This window comes from Commensalibacter sp. M0133, assembly GCF_016101485.1.
In the GTDB taxonomy this organism is placed as follows: Bacteria; Pseudomonadota; Alphaproteobacteria; order Acetobacterales; family Acetobacteraceae; genus Commensalibacter; species Commensalibacter melissae.
The window spans coordinates 318,077-334,611 of sequence record NZ_JACFQI010000002.1; the positions used below are offsets into that span (position 1 = coordinate 318,077).

At 39.7% G+C, this 16,535-nt stretch carries 13 protein-coding genes; 8 read left to right on the forward strand and 5 right to left on the reverse strand.

Translation table 11 applies throughout. The features are described from left to right. Window positions 1-12: 12 nt before the first annotated feature. The 5 genes from nifJ (at window position 13) to H3T46_RS06370 (ending at window position 6,746) form a co-directional block, all read left to right on the forward strand. A complete protein-coding gene (gene nifJ, locus H3T46_RS06350) occupies window positions 13-3,588 on the forward strand; it encodes a pyruvate:ferredoxin (flavodoxin) oxidoreductase (protein WP_232350018.1) in 3,576 nt (1,191 codons plus the stop codon). Window positions 3,589-3,783: 195 nt separating this feature from the next. Beyond that, window positions 3,784-4,593 carry an HAD family hydrolase gene (locus H3T46_RS06355; protein WP_198197924.1) on the forward strand — a complete coding sequence of 270 codons (810 nt, stop codon included), beginning with the start codon at window positions 3,784-3,786 and terminating at the stop codon, window positions 4,591-4,593. Between the two features lie 105 nt (window positions 4,594-4,698). Then, the gene (gene pgl / locus H3T46_RS06360) at window positions 4,699-5,451 is read left to right on the forward strand and encodes a 6-phosphogluconolactonase (RefSeq protein WP_198197926.1); all 753 of its coding nucleotides are present in this window, start codon (window positions 4,699-4,701) and stop codon (window positions 5,449-5,451) included. A gap of 41 nt (window positions 5,452-5,492) precedes the next feature. After that, window positions 5,493-6,191: a ribose-5-phosphate isomerase RpiA gene (gene rpiA / locus H3T46_RS06365; protein WP_110439287.1), complete on the forward strand. Its 699-nt coding sequence runs from the start codon at window positions 5,493-5,495 to the stop codon at window positions 6,189-6,191. Between the two features lie 12 nt (window positions 6,192-6,203). Next, a complete protein-coding gene (locus tag H3T46_RS06370; RefSeq protein WP_198197928.1) occupies window positions 6,204-6,746 on the forward strand; it encodes a gluconokinase in 543 nt (180 codons plus the stop codon). Here the strand turns inward: H3T46_RS06370 and H3T46_RS06375 are convergent, their stop codons facing one another. Beyond that, a complete protein-coding gene (locus H3T46_RS06375; protein WP_198197930.1) occupies window positions 6,747-8,954 on the reverse strand; it encodes a TonB-dependent receptor in 2,208 nt (735 codons plus the stop codon). A gap of 74 nt (window positions 8,955-9,028) precedes the next feature. Beyond that, complete coding sequence (locus tag H3T46_RS06380; RefSeq protein ID WP_196424190.1) at window positions 9,029-9,493, reverse strand: DUF2946 family protein; 465 nt, start codon at window positions 9,491-9,493, stop codon at window positions 9,029-9,031. Window positions 9,494-9,639: 146 nt separating this feature from the next. Between H3T46_RS06380 and H3T46_RS06385 the strand changes: the two genes are divergently transcribed. The 3 genes from H3T46_RS06385 (at window position 9,640) to fghA (ending at window position 12,791) form a co-directional block, all read left to right on the forward strand. After that, the gene (locus H3T46_RS06385) at window positions 9,640-10,410 is read left to right on the forward strand and encodes an energy transducer TonB (RefSeq protein WP_198197932.1); all 771 of its coding nucleotides are present in this window, start codon (window positions 9,640-9,642) and stop codon (window positions 10,408-10,410) included. A 404-nt stretch (window positions 10,411-10,814) separates the two neighbouring features. Beyond that, window positions 10,815-11,927, forward strand: coding sequence for an S-(hydroxymethyl)glutathione dehydrogenase/class III alcohol dehydrogenase (locus tag H3T46_RS06390; RefSeq protein WP_196424072.1), 1,113 nt, complete (start codon window positions 10,815-10,817; stop codon window positions 11,925-11,927). Between the two features lie 27 nt (window positions 11,928-11,954). Beyond that, the gene (fghA, locus tag H3T46_RS06395; RefSeq protein ID WP_198197934.1) at window positions 11,955-12,791 is read left to right on the forward strand and encodes an S-formylglutathione hydrolase; all 837 of its coding nucleotides are present in this window, start codon (window positions 11,955-11,957) and stop codon (window positions 12,789-12,791) included. 77 nt (window positions 12,792-12,868) lie between these two features. On the opposite strand, the gene H3T46_RS06400 is transcribed toward fghA, so the two are convergent. Genes H3T46_RS06400 through H3T46_RS06410 form a run of 3 tightly spaced genes read right to left on the reverse strand, consistent with a single transcriptional unit; the run spans window position 12,869 to window position 16,470 of the window. After that, a complete protein-coding gene (locus H3T46_RS06400) occupies window positions 12,869-13,477 on the reverse strand; it encodes an SCO family protein (RefSeq protein WP_155564819.1) in 609 nt (202 codons plus the stop codon). Window positions 13,478-13,480: 3 nt separating this feature from the next. Beyond that, on the reverse strand, window positions 13,481-16,261 hold the full coding sequence (gene polA, locus H3T46_RS06405; protein WP_198197936.1) for a DNA polymerase I: 2,781 nt from the start codon (window positions 16,259-16,261) through the stop codon (window positions 13,481-13,483). 8 nt (window positions 16,262-16,269) lie between these two features. Continuing rightward, window positions 16,270-16,470 (reverse strand): zinc-finger domain-containing protein, encoded by a 201-nt coding sequence (locus H3T46_RS06410; RefSeq protein WP_155564821.1) that lies wholly within the window; start codon window positions 16,468-16,470, stop codon window positions 16,270-16,272. Window positions 16,471-16,535: the final 65 nt, after the last annotated feature.

Here is a 16,535-nt window from a genome sequence, read left to right on the forward strand (position 1 = left end):
GGATGGTTATAGATGACTAATACAATAATGGACGCCAATACTGCAGTTGCCCATATTGCTTATCGTGTTAATGAGGTTTGTGCCATATTTCCGATTACGCCCTCATCCCCGATGGCTGAGCATATTGATGAATGGGCGGCAAAGGGAATTAAAAATATTTGGGGAAATATTCCCCTTGTTCAGGAAATGCAAAGTGAGGGTGGTGCTGCAGGAGCAGTACATGGCTCTTTACAAACAGGGGCGTTAACAACAACCTTTACGGCATCACAGGGATTGTTGTTGATGTTGCCAAACATGTTCAAGATCGCTGGTGAATTGACCTCGACGGTTTTTCATGTGGCAGCACGTTCTGTTGCAACTTCTGCCCTGTCAATTTTCGGGGATCATTCTGATGTCATGGCAAGCAGAATGACAGGTTTTGGCATGTGCTGTTCTGCATCAGTCCAGGAAGCCCATGATTTGGCTTTGATTATGCATGCTGTTACATTGGAGGCACGTGTACCTTTCATTCATTTTTTTGATGGTTTTCGTACGTCTCATGAATTAAACACATTGGATATCATATCTGATGAGATTATGGCTAAAATGATCGATGATGAATTTGTCATTGCACATCGTGAACGGGCCCTAAATCCCGAAAAACCCTTTATTAGAGGAACGGCTCATAATCCTGACACATTTTTCCAGGCACGTGAAGCGGTTAATCCATATTACAACCGGGTTATCAAACTTGTTGAAAAATACGTAAAGCGTTTAGGGGATTTAACAGGGCGTTACCATGATCTGGTTGAATATGTTGGGGATTCTCGGGCAGAACATGTTATCGTATTGATGGGATCCGCTGCCGAAACTGCTGACAATACAGCTGAAGCCCTCATAAAACAGGGGGAATCTGTTGGTGTTTTAAAAATTCGTCTCTATCGTCCTTTTCCTTCAGAAAAATTTCTCGAATTCCTGCCTACTTCAGTCAAACGAATTGCAGTTATGGATCGCACAAAAGAATCAGGTGCGTTGGGGGAACCTTTATATTTAGATGTGATGGCGACTTTGGCCGAGGCTGTCTCAAGGGGGAAAAGAAGGGATTTGCCCTTGATTATCGGTGGTAGGTATGGTCTTTCATCCAAGGATTTCACCCCTGCAATGGTCAAGGCCGTATTTGATGAGTTAAAGACAGAGAATCCTCGACATGGTTTTACAGTCGGTATCCAGGATGATTTAACCCATAACAGTTTAACCTATGATTCATCCTTTACAATTGATAGTGATCAAATTAAACGCGCCATGTTTTTTGGATTGAGTGCGGATGGAACCGTTGGGGCCAACAAAAATAGCGTGAAAATTATTGCTGAGGATGCAGGGGAATATGCACAGGGGTATTTTGTTTATGATTCTCATAAATCCGGTGCGCAGACTGTGTCCCATTTACGTTTTGGTAAAATTCCGATCAAGGCGGCCTATCTGGTTCAACGTGCCGATTTTGTTGGGTGTCATCATTTTCATTTTCTTTATCGTCAGGATATTCTTGAACATGTGGTGGAAGGTGGAGTTTTTCTGCTGAATGCGCATTATAATGCAGATGAAATTTGGCAACATTTACCTCGTTTGGTACAACAGCGTATTATTGAAAAGAAATTAAGATTTTACGTTGTTAATGCTTCAAAAGTTGCCCAGGAAGTTGGGTTGGGTATGCGCACCAATACGATTTTGCAAACTTGTTTTTTTGCAATTTCGGATATTCTTCCAAGGGATAAAGCGATTGAATATATCAAACATTCGATCAGGAAAACCTATCTTGTAAAAGGTGAGGATGTTGTACAGCAAAATTATAGGGCTGTTGATGCAGCCTGCGATAGCTTACAGCAAGTAAGGGTTCCAGACCGTGTATCAAGCAATATCGATCTTGAATGTCCTATTCCAGCAGATGCACCAGAGTTTGTTCATAAGGTTATTGCTCCTATGTTTGCGGGCAAGGGGGATCAAATTCCGGTAAGCTTGATCCCGGCCGATGGAACTTTTCCTTCCGGAACAGCCGTTTATGAAAAACGTAACGTTTCGGATTTTGTTCCTGAATGGCGAGAGGATCTGTGCGTGCAATGTGGTCAGTGCAGCTATGTTTGTCCACATAGTGTGATACGTTCCAAAACTTACCATGATCGTTATCTGGAAAAAGCACCAGAGGGATTTAAGACGGCACCTTTAAAAGTTAGGGGATATCCAAATATTAATTATACTTTGCAATTTTACGTGGAGGATTGCACAGGGTGTACTTTGTGTGTTGATGTATGTCCAGCGAAAAGTCCTATTGAGCCCGAAACCAGGGCAATCAATATGACAGCAAAGGAATCCCTGCTTGAAAGAGAAAAAAGGAATATTTTGTTTTTTGAAACTTTACCGGTTGATGATCGTAGCAAAGTTAATTTTTCGAATGTACGGGGTGTGCAGTTTCTGGAACCTTTATTTCAGTTTTCTGGTGCCTGTGCCGGATGTGGGGAAACGCCTTACCTGAAATTATTGACCCAGTTGTTTGGAGATCGCTTGCAAGTTGCCAACGCGACTGGTTGTTCATCAATCTATGGTGGCAATCTGCCTGTAACGCCCTGGTCTGTAAATGGAGAAGGACAGGGCCCAGCCTGGTCCAATTCTTTGTTTGAAGATAATGCCGAATTTGGATTGGGTTTTAGGATTGCTGTTGACAAACAGCTAGAAGTGGCCAGTCATTTATTGAAGCGATTGAGGGAAGAGGTCGGTACGGATCTGGCTGATGCGATTTTGAATTCATCACAGAAAGAAGAATCTGAAATTCAGGCCCAACGTTCACGGGTAAAAATGCTGAAGACACGTTTAGCTCGCCTTAAGAGTGATGATGCAAAACGTTTATTGGCATTGGCTGATTACTTTATCCGTCGCAGTATCTGGATTGTTGGTGGAGATGGTTGGGCCTATGACATTGGTTACGGTGGTTTGGATCATGTTTTAGCGTCAGGTGAAAATGTCAATATCCTCGTGCTGGATACAGAGATGTATTCCAATACAGGAGGTCAGGCCTCAAAGGCGACACCGTTCGGATCAATTGCCAAATTTGCATCAAAGGGAAAAGAAACAATTCGTAAAGATTTGGCGTTAATGGCCATGACATATGATAATGTCTATGTTGCCCAGGTTGCTCTGGGTTCCAATCCGCAACATACCCTAAAAGCATTTCGCCAGGCCGAAGCTTATGATGGGCCATCGTTGATCATTGCCTACAGCCACTGCATTGGACAGGGAATAGATATGCGCCATGGATTGACCCAACAAAAATTGGCGACAGCATCCGGTTATTGGCCATTATTCCGTTTTGATCCTATGATGCGGAAAATTGGTAAAAATCCTTTCCAACTGGATTCAGCTAGACCACGTATTGCTTTAAAAGAATATGCGGGTAATGAAATCAGATATCGGAATCTGAAACGGATACGTCCGAATGATGCCGAGGAAATTATGGAAAATGCACAAAAGGCAATTGACCGTCGTTATAAACAATATGAGGCCCTGGCATCAATTGAAACGGATGAAGTCAATCCTGTTGTATTGGGATTAAAACATTGAGACTAAATTAAAATATGTGATTGATGACACTCCTTGACGATTGCGGTCAAGGGGTGTTTTTATATTTTGACAATTATACCGTCATATTTTTATCAATTTGTGAATATAATATTTTTCCAATTGATTATTAGAAAAATCAAAAATGGCTTTTTGGATGGTTCTAAAACATTTTAATACAGTTGGGAAGTGTCAATCTTGAATAAAACAACTCCAGTAATTCGGTTGTTAATTTCGGATATTGATGGAACATTGATACCAAACAATAAAATTGTCACAAATGAAACCATTCATGCTGTTCATAAAATGAAACAGGCAGGGATTGGATTGTCCCTGGTAAGTAGCAGGCCTGCCTTGGGTATGCGTTTGTATTTGGAGCAATTGAAAATAGAGTTGCCTTTTGCCGCATTGAATGGCGGAGAAATTCTTGATGTAAAAGGAAATATCCTTTCCAGAATTTTCATGAATCCTGTCCTGATTCTCGATATATGCAACATACTCCAGAAGCATAAAATTGAAATATGGCTTTATAGTGGTCTTGAATGGTTTGTATTTACTACTGAAAGCGCCTTTGTGGAGCATGAACAAAAAGCCTTGCAATTGCAGCCGAAAATTATTCAAAACATTCAAGATCATGTAATGGATACAATAAAAATCATGGGTATTTCCCAGGATACTGTTTTACTTGATAATCTAGCACAACAGATAAAACGACGTTATGGCCGGGAAGTTTCCGCAGTTCATTCTTCAAAAAATTATCTGGATATCTCTCATTTAAAGGCAAATAAAGGATTTGCAGCTCAGAAAATAGCGGAATTACTTAAAATTCCGTTAAGTAAAACGGCCTGTATAGGGGATATGGATAATGATATTCCGATGCTGAAAATTGCAGGAATGCCGATTGTTATGGGACAATCAAGTCAAAGGGTAAAACAATATGCTCATCATATTGCACGTACGAATGAGGAAAATGGATGGGCTTATGCTGTTAATCAATTTTTACTTTAATTTAAATGAAAATATTTTAAGTTGTGAAATAATGGTTTAATTTTGTAACCTGAATTGTTGAATCCCGGGAAGGGGTACATAAAAATTATAAAGAACGAGTTATCTATGACAGACAATATGGAAAAAGGGCATAATGCGAAAACCGGATATGTTCTTGTCTTACCCGATGTAAATGCACAGGCTAATTACCTGGCTGATATCATTTTGCACCAGATTGAGGAAAAAAAGGATGCGGTTTTCAGGATAGCGTTATCAGGAGGATCCACACCTAAAAAATTATATGAATTATTAGGGGGAGAGACTTACAGTCATCGATTGCCTTGGGAACGGTTGCATCTGTTTTTCGGTGATGAAAGAATGGTGCCCTATACGGATGAAGCCAGCAATTTTCGTATGGTTACCGAGGCTTTGCTTAATCATGTGAATATTCCATTTAGGAATGTTCATCCGATGCCTGTTTTAGAAGATGTGGAAAAAGCTGCGCGATTATACGAAGAAAATTTACAGCATGAATATGGATCAAGGGTATTGAAGAATGGGGAACCCTTATTTGATATCGTTTTATTGGGACTGGGGACGGATGGTCATACGGCTTCACTTTTTCCTGACACAGCTGTTTTGGAGGAAAAACAGAAGTGGGTTTCTTGGTGTCAACCAAAAGACGCCCCTCATAGAAGAATGACATTGACCTATCCAGCAATTGCTTCCAGCCGTTTGGTTATATTTGTAGTGAGTGGAGAAAACAAGGTTAAGATTTTCCGTGAGGTAAGGGAAGAGAATGCAATATATCCCTCTTCAAAAATTGAAACGGAAGGAGAGGTTCACTGGATTTTGGATAAAGCGGCCGGTGGTGAATAAAAGCGGTCGGTAATTGGATAACGAAAGAATACTAGATAGAGATGGATGCACAACAAATCGTTAAATATAAAGAGCAGCTTGGAAAAATAGGGGCTTCATTAGTTTCGCAAGGGATGAAAGTCGGATTGGGAAGTGGGAGTACCGCGGCATGTGTTATCCGATCTTTAGGCAAGCGGTGGCAAGAGGAAGGGTTGCGTTTTGAAGGTGTGCCTTCCTCGATTGCGTCGGCCAAGCTGGCCGAATCTTACGGAATTGAACTGACAACATTGGGGGAATGTCCAGAATTAGATATTGCCATTGATGGGGCAGATGAGGTTACGCATCAAGGATTACAGTTAATTAAGGGGTTGGGTGGCGCTTTATTACGAGAAAAAATTGTTCGCTATGCAGCCAAAAAATTTGTTATAGTCGTTGATGAACGTAAATTAGTCGATAAGCTTGGTGAGCATACACCTGTTCCAGTTGAGGTTACCCCTTTCGGTTGGGAAGCCACAATGAAACATTTGGAAAAAATCGGAGCATCAATAAAAGTTCGAGTCAAGAATGATCATCCTGATTTTTTCCTGACGGATGGTGGGAACATGATTCTGGATTGTGATTTTGGAATTATTGACGATCCTGTGCGACTAGAGAAAGATATCATTTCGATTGCTGGGGTTATCGAAAGCGGTTTATTTATTAATTGTACGGATGAGGCTTTAGTCGCAGGTTATAACGGGATTCAGCATTTATATAAGTAAAGGAACACATCAATGTCTTTGTCCACGAATGATAATGTACAGATTAGGCCTTGTTTATTGGTGATAATGGGTGTTTCGGGATGTGGAAAAACGACATTGGCAAAAGGTTTGGATCAGTATCTTGACTGGCCTTTTCAGGAAGGGGACTCTTTTCATTCACAACATAATATCCAGAAAATGTCAGAAGGCAAACCCCTAACAGATAGCGATCGTTGGCCATGGCTGGAAAAATGTCATGCATGGTTGGAGGCATGTGCGGAAGAACATGGTGGGAAAGGGGTGTTAACATGTTCCGCCCTAAAAAGATCCTATCGTGATTTTTTGCGCAAGGGCATTAGGAAACCTTTCTATTTTGTAAATTTAAAAGTTCCATATGATGTTCTTCTTCATCGTATTGAAAAACGTGAAGGGCATTTTATGCCCGCAAGTTTACTGGATACACAGCTGAAAAGCTTTGAACCGCTCCAGGTGGATGAACCTCATATAGAAATTGACATGTCCCATCCGCTTGAAACGGTTATTCGAGATACACTAATGAAATTACAGCAACTTTAGTTAAAAGCTGGCAGTCAGGGCGATATTAAAAGAACGACCCAGACCAGGCAGGGCACGCAATTCGTTAGTTGTGATTAAATCCCCTAAGGACATTCCTCCCAAAGGAAGATAATATTTTTTGTTGGCAATATTTTCTATGCTTGCATCCAGGCGAAGCATACGCCATGTATAACTCCCCCCGATATTGAACAAAACATAGCCAGGTGTTTTCGGTTCACGACGCATAGGGTCAATCTGACTTTTTGTATTGACGAAATTTGCCTCGATCCTGCCAGTCCATGGACCAAAATATTCATTAAGGCTTAACGTTCCATTTAATGGCATCATGTGATAAAGGCTGTTGTGATTGGATCGATCTTGACCCATAACCCAGTTGATATTTCCTTTCAATATGCCTTGACCATATTTCTTATTGTTCCATAATTTATAGGATTCAGCTGTGTTAATTCCATAGATTTGGGCGTTATGATTGTCAAACTGCAATTTTGAGACAGTTGTATTTTGACGTGTTCGCATACTCCCAAGGTAATTAACGTTGATGTAATGGTGAATATAGGTATAGAAGGGTTGAACCTTGACCTCCCATATATCCTGGTGTGGATCGTGAAAGTCAAAGGTTGTGCTGACGGTATTGCCTACTTCCGGTTTGAGGTTGAGATTGCCGATATAACCATTTCCATCACCAAACCAGCCAATCATGCGCATGGCCATTGGAGATGTGCCCCATGTATAACGTTCATATAAATTTGGAGAACGGCTTTTCCGGGCATACCCACCTTCCCAGGTAAAGGATTTATTGACTGTCCATCGTGCCATGGCTGTAACATCAAAATTGGTATCGGTATGGCCACGGTTTGCAGTATTGAAATTATGAATGGCTTTCCGTTCTTCGGCATTCATTCCATTGATGCCCTGGTATCCAGATATTCTCCCTGTATTCATCATGACCAGATCATTTCGAAAACCGAGAAGGGTTGTGACTTTTGGGGTCCATTGGGCTTCCCATTCAGCAAAATTTCCCAATCGATCCCGATGGCCATTATTGATATTGTGATAGGTATGAGGTCCCATCATCATGTTTTTTTGTAGGGGGGGCCACCAGTCATTTAAACCTGAATGATCGAAAGAGCTGCCAATCCGTAACGTGTTATGATTATCTATGAATACTGTTGCCTTAACATTATATCCAGCTGTACGACCATCAATGTTCATGGGCATTCCTTTCGTGGCGGAATGGCCGCCTTTATTGCTGAGCATATTCATGGCATGGGTGACACGTTGCCAATAGCCTCTTGCTTCAATTGTTCCCCAATCGAAGTCACCCTTATATTTTCCATTAACAAAAATGGAGCGATTATTGGTCATATCCATATATTGATTGGGAAAACCTTCATAGGGTGTGTCAGATTGTCCATAGGTCAAAGAGAATAAATGGTTATCCTTTTTATAACCTAGGGTCACATCATGATTGAATGTTTTATAAGCAGAAGAATACACTTTTCCACCTCCGCTGCCTGCATGATAATTGCGGGATTGAGACCATGACCCGTTATAGCGGAGACTTAAATGTTTATTGGCAACAGTAATGTTTCCTGCCGTTCCTACGCCTGAACCATTACTATGATAAAAGCTTGAAGCTTCTCCTTTGATGAGAATTTTTTTGTTTTTTTCTGCAAAAAGAGGATCTTTTCGTTGGATATCAATTGATCCGGCCAGGCTGTCCCCTCCCATACTTACGGGTGTGATGCCGGCCATGATTTTGGCTGTTGCAACATCATGGGGATTAAGATAGGAAATGGCAGGATTCATATGGTTTGGACAATCCCCATTGATACGCATACCATCAATGAACGTGGCCACCCGATCATCCGCCATTCCGTTAATTACGGGTAAAGAGGCAATACGACCCGCACCATATTGGCTGATACCCATTTGATTTTTGAAAAGATCCATTGGGTTTGGACTGTTATTCACAATATCCTTTAATTTATCCTTTTTTAAAAAAATTGAATTGGGTGGATTTGTGGAAAAGTCTGGGATGTCTTCTGATTCAATATGTATTTCTGGAACTGGTGCAGTGGTATTGGTTCTTGAAAGAGAGGTTTTATTTTGTGTAATGTTTTTTTGTGCTTTTCCATTATAGGGGTAAAGAGAACATAATAATAAAAAAAGGTAAAATTTACATGTACAATGCCATCGATAAGACATAGATTAACCTGATATAATAATGACAAAGGAATAATTTGGTCATAATATCTGTATGACCATTAGAACTATCAGTGTTAATAAAGGGGTGGTGCACGGGGTAGCTGCGTATTCAAGGGTAATATCGGGGGAGGTTGAGCCTGATAAACCTTGCGCTTCAAAAAAAGATGAATAATTGTCAATTGGGGAAAGATAAGTAATAAATTTAACAAGGGGCTTGGAACAGCCAATCCATTACAGAGGGGACAAACAAAGATTCCATGATGTTGTTGATTGTGTTGGGAGTGTTGATCCGTTTTCTTGCTTATCTTAGAGTGGGAGAAAGTGGCAGTGTCACACATCGTCATTGACATGGATGCATGCTGATTTTGCATCATTGGACAATGCCAAAGCGAGGTAAATGTAAAAGGTAAAAGAATTAAATGACTTATAAACAGAAACAGGACAATAATAACAGAATATAAAGATACAGGATAAGAATCTTTATTTTTTTTTACCCATATATTTGTTGTAGAGGATAAAATCATTAATGCCTTGGTCAAGTATTGAAGATCATCATTATTTATTTGATTAAAATTAAGAATAAAGTCAAATTTCTTTTTAGTATTTGAATGTTTTGTTTTATAGATAGAATAGAATAAAGGCTCTTTACCTCTAATATATTTGAGCAAATATGGCATCAAGGATTATGAAACAGGAACCTATCTGTCCTTCTCTGAATCAGAAAACGATTTTATCATCATTTCCAAAAAGGACGTTGGTTTTTTCCGAACATGTCAATTCAGTAGGGATAGAGCTGGCCTGTACGGTTGCTGTTCTATTTAATATAATTGTTTTCCTGCTAATGTTTTTTTGTTTACATGTAAAGAAAGAAGTTTTCCCACTCTCTTCAATGGTTGTGGTTCAATTTCAAGAAGGGATGAAATCTCTTTCCTCATTGGATGCAATTGCAGAAAATAAAACGGATGATCTGAAGGCAGTAACCATCCCCGTGGCCAGAAGTCCTGTCAATGCTTTGCCGGCCATGAACGCATTGCAAAAAATTTCAGTGCCAACCACTCAGGATCAATCGAGTAATCGCAACATTTCCAAAAATAAAATAGCTGCTCAATCAGCAATGGGACAGCAGAAAAGGCAGGATAGGGGAATGGAACAAAAAGCCAAATCATCAATACCTTTAGTCAGCCACAATTTTCCATTGCAACGCTGCTCATCACCAAAAAGCACTTATCCCTTGGCTGCCCGTAGAAGACATGAACAGGGTGTTGCAAAGGTTGCATTGCAAATTTTGTCAAATGGACAGGTTGGTCAGGTAGAAATTGTTGAGACAAGTGGTTTTATTGATTTGGATCGGGCTGCAATCGAGGCAGTCCAACAAATAAAATGCAGTGCACTGAAAGATAATGATACGCTTGTTCAGACAACAACCACGGTTCATTTTGAGTTAAGACACAACTAAAAATATATAAGTGGTATTCATGTATAATTGAATATTATTTATGATTGGTTCAGCCGATATATATGTTTTTATATTATATAGTTTATTTGATTATTGCCATTTTATTTTTAAAATTGAAACAGGTTTAAATTAAAAATACTTTTTCGGGAAGATTATCTGAAGTAAGAATATATCAAGAAAGAAAATTCTATCAATGCCTGTTTGGGGTTTATGGATTGATTATTTTCAAAATTTTGGGACCAGAAGACTATATTAAATTATTTTAATTTGAATTGAGTCATGAAATTCCATTTCATAGATATAATCTTTACTTTGAAACTGTTTGTTTGGTTTATAAAATCCTGGGTTTTAATATTTAATTGAATAAATTAATTTTTGTATCAAAAGGGTGATTATAGATGGAGATGATAAAAACGAAGGCGGCTGTTGCATGGAGAGCCAATCAGCCTCTTTCAATTGAGACAGTTGATTTAATGCCGCCACAAAAAGGGGAAGTTTTAATAAAGATAATTGCAACCAGCGTATGTCATACAGATGCATACACGCTTTCAGGAAAAGATCCTGAAGGTATATTTCCTGCAATATTGGGTCATGAAGGGGCGGGAATTATACAGGCTGTTGGTGAAGGGGTAACAAGTGTTTCTGTTGGTGATCATGTTATACCCTTATATACTCCGGAATGTGGAACATGTGAATATTGTCGTTCTGGTAAAACCAATCTCTGTCAGGCTATTCGTGTCACTCAAGGTCAAGGGTTGATGCCTGATGGTACGAACCGTTTTTTTAAAGACGGCGAACCTATCTATCATTATATGGGAACATCCACATTTTCCGAATATACGGTTGTTCCGGAGATTTCCGTAGCAAAAATCAGTAAACAGGCACCTTTGGAAAAAGTATGTTTATTGGGTTGTGGAATCACAACTGGTATGGGAGCTGTAAAAAATACGGCAAAAGTACAAAAAGGTGATAGTGTTGCAGTTTTTGGGTTGGGTGCGATTGGCTTGTCGGTCATTATGGGAGCCCATATGGCGGGTGCAGGTCGCATTGTCGCAATTGATATTGATTCAGAAAAATTTAAATTGGCTAGGAAGTTAGGTGCTACCGATTTTATAAATCCTAAAGATTATTCCGCCTCAATACAGGAAGTTGTAATTGAAAAAACAAAAGGTGGAGTAGATTTTTCATTTGAATGTATAGGAAACGTTCAGGTAATGCGTTCTGCTCTTGAATGTTGTCACAAAGGTTGGGGAGAATCTGTTATCATTGGTGTTGCCGGGGCAGGTGAGGAAATTTCCACCCGTCCTTTTCAATTGGTGACGGGTCGTGTATGGCGAGGATCCGCATTTGGTGGGGTTAAGGGGCGTTCACAATTGCCTGTTATTGTAAATGATTATCTGCAAGGCAAATTTGTTTTGGAGGATTTTATAACACAAGACTTGGCATTTGATGAGATTAATAGGGCTTTTGATTTATTGCATCAGGGAAAGGCTATTCGAACTGTTTTACATTACTAGTTTCAGATAGGTTTGACAGGAAATATTATGAAATATGTTGAATTGGAAACTCATCAATCTTTTGGTGGACAGCAAAAACGGTTCAGACACTGGTCAGTCACACTGGACTGCGAAATGAGTTATTCAGTTTACTTGCCACCTGATTACAGGAATACAACTTTACCTATATTATACTGGCTTTCCGGTTTAACTTGTAATGACCAGAATTTTGTGACTAAGGCAGGGGCGCAAAAATATGCTGCAGAATTGGGAATTATACTGGTTGTCCCTGATACAAGTCCCCGAGGTGATATAATTCCTGATGCGCCTTCTTATGATCTGGGACAGGGAGCGAGTTTTTACGTTAATGCGACACAAGAACCCTGGAAACAAAATTATCAAATGTTTGATTATATTTCCATTGAGCTTCCCAAATTGATCAAGCGACAATTTAAATCGAATGGCAGGCAATCTATTGCTGGACATTCAATGGGTGGTCATGGTGCTTTGATGTTTGCCCTAAAACATCCTGGTCGATTTTGTTCGGTTTCGGCTTTTGCACCAATTGTTAATCCAATGCAGGTGCCGTTCGGGCGGAAGGCATTTTGTCATTATCTTGGAGATGGCAAGGAAACTTGGCAAGTCTATGATAGCTGTTTTCTAATGGAGCATTATATTGACCAACCCTTTCCCATATTGATTGATCAGGGAACAAAGGATGAATTTTTATTAAAACAGTTACAACCAGAAATTTTGGAAACTGTTGCCCTCAAAAAGAATTGGCCGTTTCAATTGCGATGGCAGAAAGATTATGACCACAGCTATTTTTTTGTTTCAAGTTTTATCCGTGATCATTTGTTATTTCATTATAGATATTTAAAGTAAATATATGTGAATAATCATATCAAGAATTTATGCAGTTTCACGTTTTTTGAAATGAGGACAGTTTGTATAAACTATATTTAATGGATTATTGATTCAAGGGTCTCCACAATCTGATGCGTTTCTGTTCCTGTTTGAATGGAGGTTCTATATTTTCCCTCTGGATCCATGAGAATGAACTGATCATAAGGTTCAACAAGGCTTATATCACTATTGATTGGCGCTTTTTTGATGGAAACATGATAAAGAATTGAAATATCACGAAGCGCCAGTTCACCACCGGTCAGGGCTATAATTTTATCATTATAGGCCTTCATGCTTAACATCAGACGGCTGGGTGTATCATAGTTAGAATCAAAGGATATGAAAATTGGAACAAGTTGAGATGCTTTATTCTCTAAATGGTTAATGATTTCACCCATTTTTATAAGATCCTTACGACATTGATTATGCGGGCAACGTGTTGCACCGAAATACATCAACATCCATTTTCCCCTGAATATTCCGTCATTGACGATACTTCCTGCAGGGCTAATAAGTTGAAAACCCCCTCCGATTACATTGGAATTTTCAGGCGCAACGGCTGTATGATTGGCAGTGAATTTAATCCCGAGGAACATCATGCCAATAATGAAAGCGATAAATAGGAATGAAATAATCCAAATGGATTTTTTTTGATTCTGTGGCATGGTTTAATGTGCTTCTGCCCAGTTTTTACCTATTCCAGCCTCAACAACAAGGGGAATGGAAAGATTAACAGTGTTTTCCATTGTTTGCTTTACAAGATTAACGAATGTTTCAGCATAATCTGTTCGCACTTCAAAAAGCAACTCGTCATGAACTTGTAATAACATGCTTACGGGGAGTTTTTCTTCTGTGATGATTTTGTCCATATCCCGCATTGCGCATTTTATAATGTCGGCGGCGCCCCCCTGAATAGGAGCATTTATGGCCTGGCGTTCGGCATAAGCCTTTTGTGGACCTTTGCTATTTTTAATTCCAGGAATCCAGCATTTTCTGCCAAAAGGTGTTAGAACAAATCCCTTTTCCTTTGCCTCTTCCTGGGTATTTTGCATATATGCCCTTATTTCAGGGTAACGTTTAAAATAGGTCTCAATATATTGTTTGGCATCAGATGATGAAACATTCAATTGTTTGGCTAACCCAAAGGCACTAATTCCATAAATAATACCAAAATTGATTGCTTTGGCCTGTCGACGCAGCAAAGGTTGCATTTCATTGATTGGAACGTCAAAGACCTCTGAGGCTGTACGGGCATGAATATCCTCATTATGAATAAAGGATTCTTTTAATTGGGGAATATTTGCAACATGTGCAAGAAGCCTCAATTCTATTTGTGAATAATCTGCGGAAACAAGAACATGGCCAGGCTTGGCAATAAATGCTTCCCTGATTTTTCCACCGTCTTCTGTTCGAATAGGTATATTTTGTAAATTGGGATCATTGGAAGACAAACGTCCCGTAACGGTTCCAACCATATTAAAGCTGGTATGTACACGTTTTGTTTCCGGGTTTATTTCCTTAACCAAGGCATCCGTATAGGTGGATTTAAGTTTCGCCAATTGTCGCCAAGCCAGCAGTTTTTCAGCAATCTCGTAACCCTGATCGCTAAGTTCCTGTAATACCTTGACATCTGTCCCCCATGTACCAGATTTCATACGTTTTCCACCAGGCAACTTCATCTGGTCAAAAAGGATCTCCCCAAGCTGTTTTGGTGAGGCCAAATTGAATTCTTCACCGGAAACATGATAGATTTCTTTTTCTTTTTCTGACATTTTTTCGGTGAAAGTAGTAGAAAGCTTTTGAAGAAGGGAAGCGTCAATCATAATTCCATTCTGTTCCATCCTGGTCAGGATTGGAATTAGGGGACGTTCTATTTCTTCATAAAGACCTAGAACATGTGCGGTTCTTAATTGAGGTCGCAATATTTCCCATAAACGCAAAGTGACATCTGCATCTTCACCTGCATAGGCTGTTGCCTCTTCAATTGAAACTTGCGCAAAAGGGATACGTTTACGACCGGTTCCGGTTAATGCATCATAAGATATTGTTTGATGATTCAAATAGCGTTTTGCCAGCTCATCCATTCCATGTCTGTGCTCTCCTGCCGCCAGGTTGTAAGAAATAATCATTGTGTCATCATAGGGGGCAGGTTGCGGAAACCCGTTATGTTCCAAAACAAGAAAATCATACTTAGCATTATGAAAAATCTTGAGGATGGAAGGATCTGTCAGAATGGAGCCAAGATACTGAATGACATTTTTTAATGAAATTTGTTCTGGTTTTAATAATTCTCCATCTATTTGATGATTGATGGGAATATAACAGGCTTTACCCGGGGCTACAGCTAGGGAAATCCCGATTAGATTTGCCTGTAATGCATCAAGGTTGTCGGTTTCAGTATCCACGGCACAAAAATGGGTTGTTTGAATTCGGTGAATCCATTCCTGTAATTGCGAGTTATTGAGAATGGTCTCATACTGATGATACGGGGCGGCAAGAACCGCTTTGTTTGGTTCGGGACCGGTCTGTGTTTCCTGTTTGCGTGATGTATGAGGAATGTCGCCTGTATTATGAGAATTTTTTGTCCAGCGATTTAATATGGAGCGGAATCCATGTTTTTGAAGCCATGCGGTAACTTTTTCAGGATCAGCCTTGCAACAATTTAACTGATCAATCGGGGTGGGTAGAGGAATATCATCTTTTAGCTGAACAAGTTGGTATGAAATTCGTGCATTTTCCTTGTTGGTTTCAAGATTATCGCGCCGTTTGGAGGGTTTCATTATAGGAATGGCAGCAAGGATATCCTCCAACTGTCCATATTCATGAATTAAAGCGGCTGCCGTTTTGGGACCTATGCCAGGAACTCCAGGGACATTATCTACCGGGTCTCCCATCAATGCTTGTAAGGAAATCATATCTGTTGGAGACACACCAAATTTAGCTTGTACCTCTTCAATCTTGATGATTTTTTCCTTGATGGGATCCTGCATTTGAATATGTTTGTTGATTAATTGCATCAGATCCTTATCGGAAGAAATAATTGTACATTTGCCCCCATCTGCCACGATTGCTTTTGCGTAACTTGCAATAAGATCATCAGCTTCCCATCCTGCCATTTCAATTGTTGGTAATCCCAGAATTTCAGAGGCTTCCCGAACAAGTGAAAACTGGGGAACAAGCTCTTCAGGAGGAGGGGGTCTATGTGCTTTATAAGCTGGATAAATTTCATTCCTGAAGGTTTTTCTTCCTGCATCAAAAATTACAGCCATATGACTGGCCACACGATCACGGATTAGTTTTATCATCATGTTAGTAAAACCATAAACCGCGTTGACAGGTGTTCCTGATGGATCAGTCATTAAGGGAATGGCATGAAAAGCACGAAAAATAAACCCGGATCCATCAATGAGGATTAAGTGTTTTTGATTTGATGCAGAAGATGAAGTCATGAAAGATGTTAATTTGATTCAGATGGTTTGTAGACAAATGATTTTGAGCAATAAGGACAGGTTGCCTGTCCGTTTTTTAGTTTTAGAAAAACCCGTGGATGACCGAACAGTGTGTGATTACCCTCACAAGCAACGGTTTGGGAGGAAGTATAAATGGTTTCAATAGGTTTCGTCGGTAAGGTTGTTGTAGAATCTTTTTCTAAATTCATGAATATACCCTTGTTAAGTGGTTCAGAACTTGTCATTTATAAAAATAAAATTTATCTTGGACAAA

What these genes read in the sequence shown, in the direction of transcription:
- nifJ (WP_232350018.1), top strand. Translation starts at nt 13, where the DNA reads ATGACTAATACAATAATGGACGCCAATACTGCAGTTGCCCATATTGCT.
- pgl (WP_198197926.1), top strand. Translation starts at nt 4,699, where the DNA reads ATGACAGACAATATGGAAAAAGGGCATAATGCGAAAACCGGATATGTT.
- rpiA (WP_110439287.1), top strand. Translation starts at nt 5,493, where the DNA reads ATGGATGCACAACAAATCGTTAAATATAAAGAGCAGCTTGGAAAAATA.
- H3T46_RS06370 (WP_198197928.1), top strand. Translation starts at nt 6,204, where the DNA reads ATGTCTTTGTCCACGAATGATAATGTACAGATTAGGCCTTGTTTATTG.
- H3T46_RS06375 (WP_198197930.1), bottom strand. Translation starts at nt 8,954, where the DNA reads ATGTCTTATCGATGGCATTGTACATGTAAATTTTACCTTTTTTTATTA.
- H3T46_RS06385 (WP_198197932.1), top strand. Translation starts at nt 9,640, where the DNA reads ATGAAACAGGAACCTATCTGTCCTTCTCTGAATCAGAAAACGATTTTA.
- H3T46_RS06390 (WP_196424072.1), top strand. Translation starts at nt 10,815, where the DNA reads ATGATAAAAACGAAGGCGGCTGTTGCATGGAGAGCCAATCAGCCTCTT.
- fghA (WP_198197934.1), top strand. Translation starts at nt 11,955, where the DNA reads ATGAAATATGTTGAATTGGAAACTCATCAATCTTTTGGTGGACAGCAA.
- H3T46_RS06400 (WP_155564819.1), bottom strand. Translation starts at nt 13,477, where the DNA reads ATGCCACAGAATCAAAAAAAATCCATTTGGATTATTTCATTCCTATTT.
- polA (WP_198197936.1), bottom strand. Translation starts at nt 16,261, where the DNA reads ATGACTTCATCTTCTGCATCAAATCAAAAACACTTAATCCTCATTGAT.
- H3T46_RS06410 (WP_155564821.1), bottom strand. Translation starts at nt 16,470, where the DNA reads ATGAATTTAGAAAAAGATTCTACAACAACCTTACCGACGAAACCTATT.